The organism is Mesorhizobium sp. M7A.F.Ca.US.006.04.2.1 (assembly GCF_004022915.1).
GTDB lineage: Bacteria > Pseudomonadota > Alphaproteobacteria > Rhizobiales > Rhizobiaceae > Mesorhizobium > Mesorhizobium ciceri.
Map to the genome: position 1 here is coordinate 1 of NZ_RZQA01000366.1, position 5,949 is coordinate 5,949.

Genomic DNA, 5,949 nt, shown 5'->3' on the forward strand with positions numbered 1-5,949 from the left:
GATTGTGACCGGGCGTTCTTCGTTGTCGTTCACGGGCCGATTCCTCTTGGCAGCGGGTGGGCGGGCGAGGGGGTTTTGACTGCTCATGCGGCCTTTTCGCATGAAGCAAGGCCGCGCAACAGCGCAAACCCATTCACTTTGCCTGAAGGCTTGTCACTTTCTTCCTCGCTCTTGCAAAAATGCGAAAGAAAATTACATGCGGTTTTCGCATGGCTGCCAAGCCTTGGTCGGCGCGCAATATTTGGTGCTCCGGGCTTGACGGTCCGCGGTCTTACGGGTAGAAGCCGCCCAGTCAGAACCGATGTGAGGCTCTCCCTTCCGAAGCGACACGCTTTGGAGTTTGCCTCAAACAGGGTTCGTTTTACGAGCGAAAAGACATTTCCGGCGTGCACGAAGCGGCTTCCGCTTCCTCTGCCTTTTGTTCGGGCAAGACCGCGAGGCGCGGTTTATGGCCCGAATTTGCGTATGGAAATGACGCTTTGAGCGGCCCTGACCGGGCGAGACACGGAATTGAGAGACAAGAGGGTTTAATGCCTACCGTCAACCAGCTGATCCGCAAGCCGCGCATTGCGCCGGTGAAGCGCAACAAGGTCCCGGCCATGCAGCAGAACCCGCAGAAGCGGGGCGTCTGCACGCGCGTCTATACAACGACGCCGAAGAAGCCGAACTCGGCGCTGCGCAAGGTGGCCAAGATCCGCCTGACCAATGGTTTTGAAGTGATCGGGTACATCCCCGGCGAAGGCCACAACCTTCAGGAACACTCCGTGGTGATGATCCGCGGCGGCCGCGTCAAGGATCTTCCGGGCGTTCGCTACCACATCATCCGCGGCGTGCTCGACACGCAGGGTGTGAAGAACCGCAAGCAGCGCCGTTCGAAGTACGGCGCCAAGCGCCCGAAGTAAGGGGCGTCCGAAGTAAGATTTTCCGGCCTTGGCGCTCCTTGAGTGCGTCGGGCTATGAGATTGAGAGACAAAAGCCATGTCGCGTCGTCACAGTGCAGAAAAGCGTGAGATCAATCCGGACCCGAAGTTCGGCGATCTGATCGTCACCAAGTTCATGAACGCCGTCATGTATGACGGCAAGAAGTCGGTCGCCGAGACCATCGTCTACGGCGCGCTCGACCAGGTTCAGTCGAAGACCAAGCAGGAGCCGGTCACCGTCTTCCATCAGGCGCTCGACAATGTCGCGCCGCATGTGGAAGTGCGTTCGCGCCGTGTCGGCGGCGCCACCTACCAGGTTCCGGTCGACGTGCGCCCCGAGCGCCGCCAGGCATTGGCCATTCGCTGGCTGATTGCTGCGGCCCGCAACCGCAACGAGACCACGATGGTCGACCGCCTCTCCGGCGAGCTGATGGACGCGGCCAACAACCGCGGCACCGCTGTCAAGAAGCGTGAAGACACCCACAAGATGGCTGAAGCCAACCGCGCTTTCGCGCACTACCGCTGGTAAAGCGCGAACGAGACTGAGAGGCAGCTACGATGGCCCGCGAATACAAAATCGAAGACTACCGCAATTTCGGTATCATGGCGCATATTGACGCCGGTAAGACGACGACCACCGAGCGCGTCCTCTACTACACGGGCAAGTCGCACAAGATCGGCGAAGTCCACGACGGCGCTGCCACCATGGATTGGATGGAGCAGGAGCAGGAGCGCGGCATCACCATCACGTCCGCCGCGACCACGACCTTCTGGAAGGCTCGTGACGGCAAGATGCACCGCTTCAACATCATCGACACCCCCGGCCACGTCGACTTCACCATCGAGGTCGAGCGTTCGCTGCGCGTGCTCGACGGCGCCATCGCGCTGCTCGATGCCAATGCCGGTGTTGAGCCGCAGACCGAGACTGTCTGGCGCCAGGCCGACAAGTATCGCGTTCCGCGCATGATCTTCTGCAACAAGATGGACAAGATCGGCGCCGACTTCTATCGCTCGGTCGAGATGATCGGCTCGCGCCTCGGTGCGCATGCTGTTGTCATGCAGCTGCCGATTGGCGCCGAGACCGAGTTCAAGGGCGTTGTCGACCTCGTCGAGATGAACGCGCTGGTCTGGCGCGACGAGACGCTGGGCGCTGCCTGGGATATCGTCGAGATCCCGGACGACCTCAAGGCTCGTGCCGAAGAATACCGCGAGAAGATGATCGAGGCTGCCGTCGAAATGGACGAGACGGCGCTTGAGAATTACCTCGAAGGCAAGATGCCGTCGAATGACGAGATTCGCGCGCTGATCCGCAAGGGCACCATCGCGGTCAAGTTCTACCCGATGTTCTGTGGCTCGGCCTTCAAGAACAAGGGCGTGCAGCCGCTGCTCGACGCCGTCGTCGAATATCTGCCGTCGCCGGCCGATGTTCCCGCCATCAAGGGCGTCGATGCCAAGACCGACGCCGAGATCGAGCGTCATGCCGACGACAACGAGCCGCTGTCGATGCTCGCCTTCAAGATCATGAACGACCCGTTCGTCGGTTCGCTGACCTTTGCGCGCATCTATTCGGGCAGGCTCACCAAGGGCATCTCGGTCGACAACACCGTGAAGGGCAAGAAAGAGCGCATCGGCCGCATGCTGCAGATGCATGCGAACTCGCGCGCCGACGTCGAAGAGGCTTTTGCCGGCGATATCGTTGCTCTTGCCGGTCTCAAGGACACGACCACCGGCGACACGCTGAGCGATCCGCTGCATCCGGTCATTCTCGAGCGCATGGAATTCCCCGATCCGGTCATCCAGATCGCCATCGAGCCGAAGACCAAGAACGACCAGGAAAAGATGGGCCTCGCCCTTCACCGCCTGGCCGCCGAGGATCCGTCCTTCCGCGTCAAGACCGACGAGGAAAGCGGCCAGACCATCATTTCCGGCATGGGCGAACTCCACCTCGACATCATCGTCGACCGCATGCGTCGCGAGTTCAAGGTCGAGGCCAATGTCGGCGCACCACAGGTGGCCTATCGCGAGACGATCACCCGCAAGCACGAGCAGGACTACACGCACAAGAAGCAGACCGGCGGTACCGGTCAGTTCGCTCGCGTCAAGATCCTGTTCGAGCCGAACCCCGATAGCAGCGAGTTCGAGTTCGATACCAAGATCGTCGGCGGCGCCGTGCCGAAGGAATACATCCCTGGTGTCGAAAAGGGCATCAACAGCGTCATGACCTCGGGTCCGTTCGCGGGCTTCCCGATGATCGGCGTCAAGGCGACCCTCATCGACGGCGCTTACCACGATGTCGACTCCAGCGTTCTGGCCTTCGAAATCGCCGGCCGCGCCTGCTTCCGTGAAGCAGCACCCAAGCTTGGCGTGCAGCTGCTCGAGCCGATCATGAAGGTCGAAGTCGTGACGCCGGAAGACTATGTCGGCAGCGTCATCGGCGATCTGAACGGTCGTCGTGGCCAGATCCAGGGTCAGGAAGCACGTGGTGTCGCCGTGGTCATCAACGCGATGGTGCCGCTCGCCAACATGTTCAAGTATGTCGACAACCTGCGCTCGATGAGCCAGGGCCGTGCGGCCTACACGATGCAGTTCGATCACTACGAGCCGGTCCCGACCGCAGTGGCCCAGGAAGTCCAGAAGAAATACGCGTAAGGGTTCCTTAGCCATCGACGTCGCGTCTCTTGCGCGGTGCCGGATCTGAAGAGCGAATAACAATTTCCCCCAAGCGGGTAGAATAGACGGAGAACGATTATGGCCAAAGGTAAATTCGAGCGTAACAAGCCTCACGTGAACATCGGCACGATTGGCCACGTCGACCATGGCAAGACGTCGCTGACGGCGGCGATCACCAAGTATTTTGGCGAATACAAGCGCTACGACCAGATCGACGCTGCCCCTGAAGAGAAGGCGCGCGGCATCACGATCTCGACGGCTCACGTCGAATACGAGACGGCCAACCGCCACTACGCTCACGTCGACTGCCCCGGCCACGCCGACTATGTGAAGAACATGATCACCGGCGCCGCGCAGATGGACGGCGCGATCCTGGTCGTGTCGGCCGCCGACGGCCCGATGCCGCAGACCCGCGAGCACATCCTGCTGGCCCGTCAGGTCGGCGTGCCGTCGATCGTGGTGTTCCTGAACAAGGTCGACCAGGTCGACGACGCCGAGCTGCTCGAACTGGTCGAGCTCGAGGTTCGCGAGCTTCTGACCAAGAACGAATTCCCCGGCGACGACATTCCGATCGTCAAGGGTTCGGCTCTGGCTGCTCTCGAAGACTCGGATAAGAAGATCGGTGAAGACGCGATCCGCGAGCTGATGGCTGCGGTCGATGCCTACATCCCGACGCCGGTCCGTCCGCTCGACAAGCCGTTCCTGATGCCGATCGAAGACGTGTTCTCGATCTCGGGCCGCGGCACGGTCGTGACCGGCCGCGTCGAGCGCGGCGTGGTCAAGGTCGGCGAGGAACTCGAGATCATCGGCATCCGTCCGACGACCAAGACGACCTGCACGGGCGTGGAAATGTTCCGCAAGCTGCTCGATCAGGGCCAGGCTGGCGACAACATCGGCGCGCTGCTGCGCGGCGTTGATCGTGAAGGTGTCGAGCGCGGCCAGGTTCTGGCCAAGCCGGGCACGGTGAAGCCGCACAAGAAGTTCGTGGCCGAAGCCTACATCCTGACCAAGGACGAAGGTGGCCGTCACACGCCGTTCTTCACCAACTACCGTCCGCAGTTCTACTTCCGCACGACCGACGTGACCGGCATCGTGTCGCTGCCGGAAGGCACCGAGATGGTGATGCCGGGCGACAACATCACGGTCGATGTCGAGCTGATCGTGCCGATCGCCATGGAAGAGAAGCTGCGCTTCGCTATCCGTGAAGGCGGCCGCACCGTCGGTGCCGGCATCGTCGTCACCATCAAGGAATAACCGAGCCCGGCATTCGCCGGATCGACAAGAAAGGGCGGTCTTCGGGCCGCCCTTTTTGTTTGCCGGGCTATCGGCTGCCGCCCCGTCGGCCGAACCCTGTTGCAAGGCTCTGGACCTCGTCTAGTATAGGTTGCATCAAGGGGCTTTTTCCAAATGGTTCCAAGGCGGTATTTTCATCGTCGGGCATTGTGGCCGCTGGCTCTGACCTGGCTGATTGCGTTGCTTGCCACAGGCCCGGCAGCCTTCGCGGCGGATGCGGCGCCGGATCTTGGGCCGACGATGCGGTTCGGCATTGTCCGCAGCAACGCAGCGGGGTGCGAGCCGATCTGTCCGGAATGGATATCGGCCGAGGGCTCCATAGAAGCCGGAACTCCGGCGCTCTTCAAACGCATGCTGAAGACGCTTGGCGGGCGGAAACTGCCTGTTGTCGTGGATTCTCCCGGCGGCAATGTCGAGGCGGCGCTGACGCTTGGCCGGCTGATCCGCAAGAACAAGCTCGATATCGCCATCGGCAAGACGGTGTTTTCCAGCTGCCAGCCCGACGCGAAGGGGTGCCAGGACCGTGACGCCCGCTACTTCGGCGATGTCATCGACTATGGCGCCATGTGCAATTCCGCCTGTCCTCTGATGTTTGCCGGCGGCATCAGGCGAGTGGCTGGCGAATGGGCCTATCTCGGCGTCCATCAGATCACCACGACCTACATCCGCACGAAATTGCAATACCGGACCACCTATCGGATCGTCGGGGGCAAGAAGAAGATCCTCAACACGAAGATCGTCAGCCGCAAGAACGCCGGCAGCTACAAGACCTACGAAATGAGCAAGTCGGTGGAGAAAAAGCTGGCGGCCTACCTGGACCAGATGGGCATCGAACAAAGCATGCTCGAAACGATGAAGGGCACCCCGGCCAGCGAAATCCACCAGATCGCCCTCGATGACATGCTGGCGATGAAGCTGGTCACCAGCACGGACGCCGTGGGCCTGTTGACCGCGGCGAGCCTGTGCGAACCCGGCCGCCTGGCCACGAATTGCCGGGAAGTGCCGGGGAACAAGCCTGATGGCCTGATGGCGACCGCGGCCAGGCCTACTCCGCCAGCGATCGAAC

4 protein-coding genes and 1 pseudogene are annotated in these 5,949 nt (G+C 61.5%); all 5 read left to right on the plus strand.

What is annotated here, in order from left to right; translation table 11 throughout:
• The first annotated feature begins 530 nt into the window (after window positions 1-530).
• Window positions 531-902: a 30S ribosomal protein S12 gene (gene rpsL / locus EN925_RS19555; RefSeq protein ID WP_006333356.1), complete on the plus strand. Its 372-nt coding sequence runs from the start codon at window positions 531-533 to the stop codon at window positions 900-902.
• A gap of 76 nt (window positions 903-978) precedes the next feature.
• Window positions 979-1,449, plus strand: a complete 471-nt coding sequence (rpsG, locus tag EN925_RS19560) for a 30S ribosomal protein S7 (RefSeq protein ID WP_008875664.1) — start codon at window positions 979-981, stop codon at window positions 1,447-1,449.
• A 29-nt stretch (window positions 1,450-1,478) separates the two neighbouring features.
• Entirely contained in the window at window positions 1,479-3,569 is a 2,091-nt protein-coding gene (gene fusA / locus EN925_RS19565) for an elongation factor G (RefSeq protein ID WP_013531421.1), read from the plus strand.
• A 99-nt stretch (window positions 3,570-3,668) separates the two neighbouring features.
• Window positions 3,669-4,844: an elongation factor Tu gene (gene tuf / locus EN925_RS19570; RefSeq protein WP_013531404.1), complete on the plus strand. Its 1,176-nt coding sequence runs from the start codon at window positions 3,669-3,671 to the stop codon at window positions 4,842-4,844.
• Between the two features lie 153 nt (window positions 4,845-4,997).
• Window positions 4,998-5,949 (plus strand): annotated as a pseudogene (locus EN925_RS19575) (hypothetical protein); the annotation flags it as partial.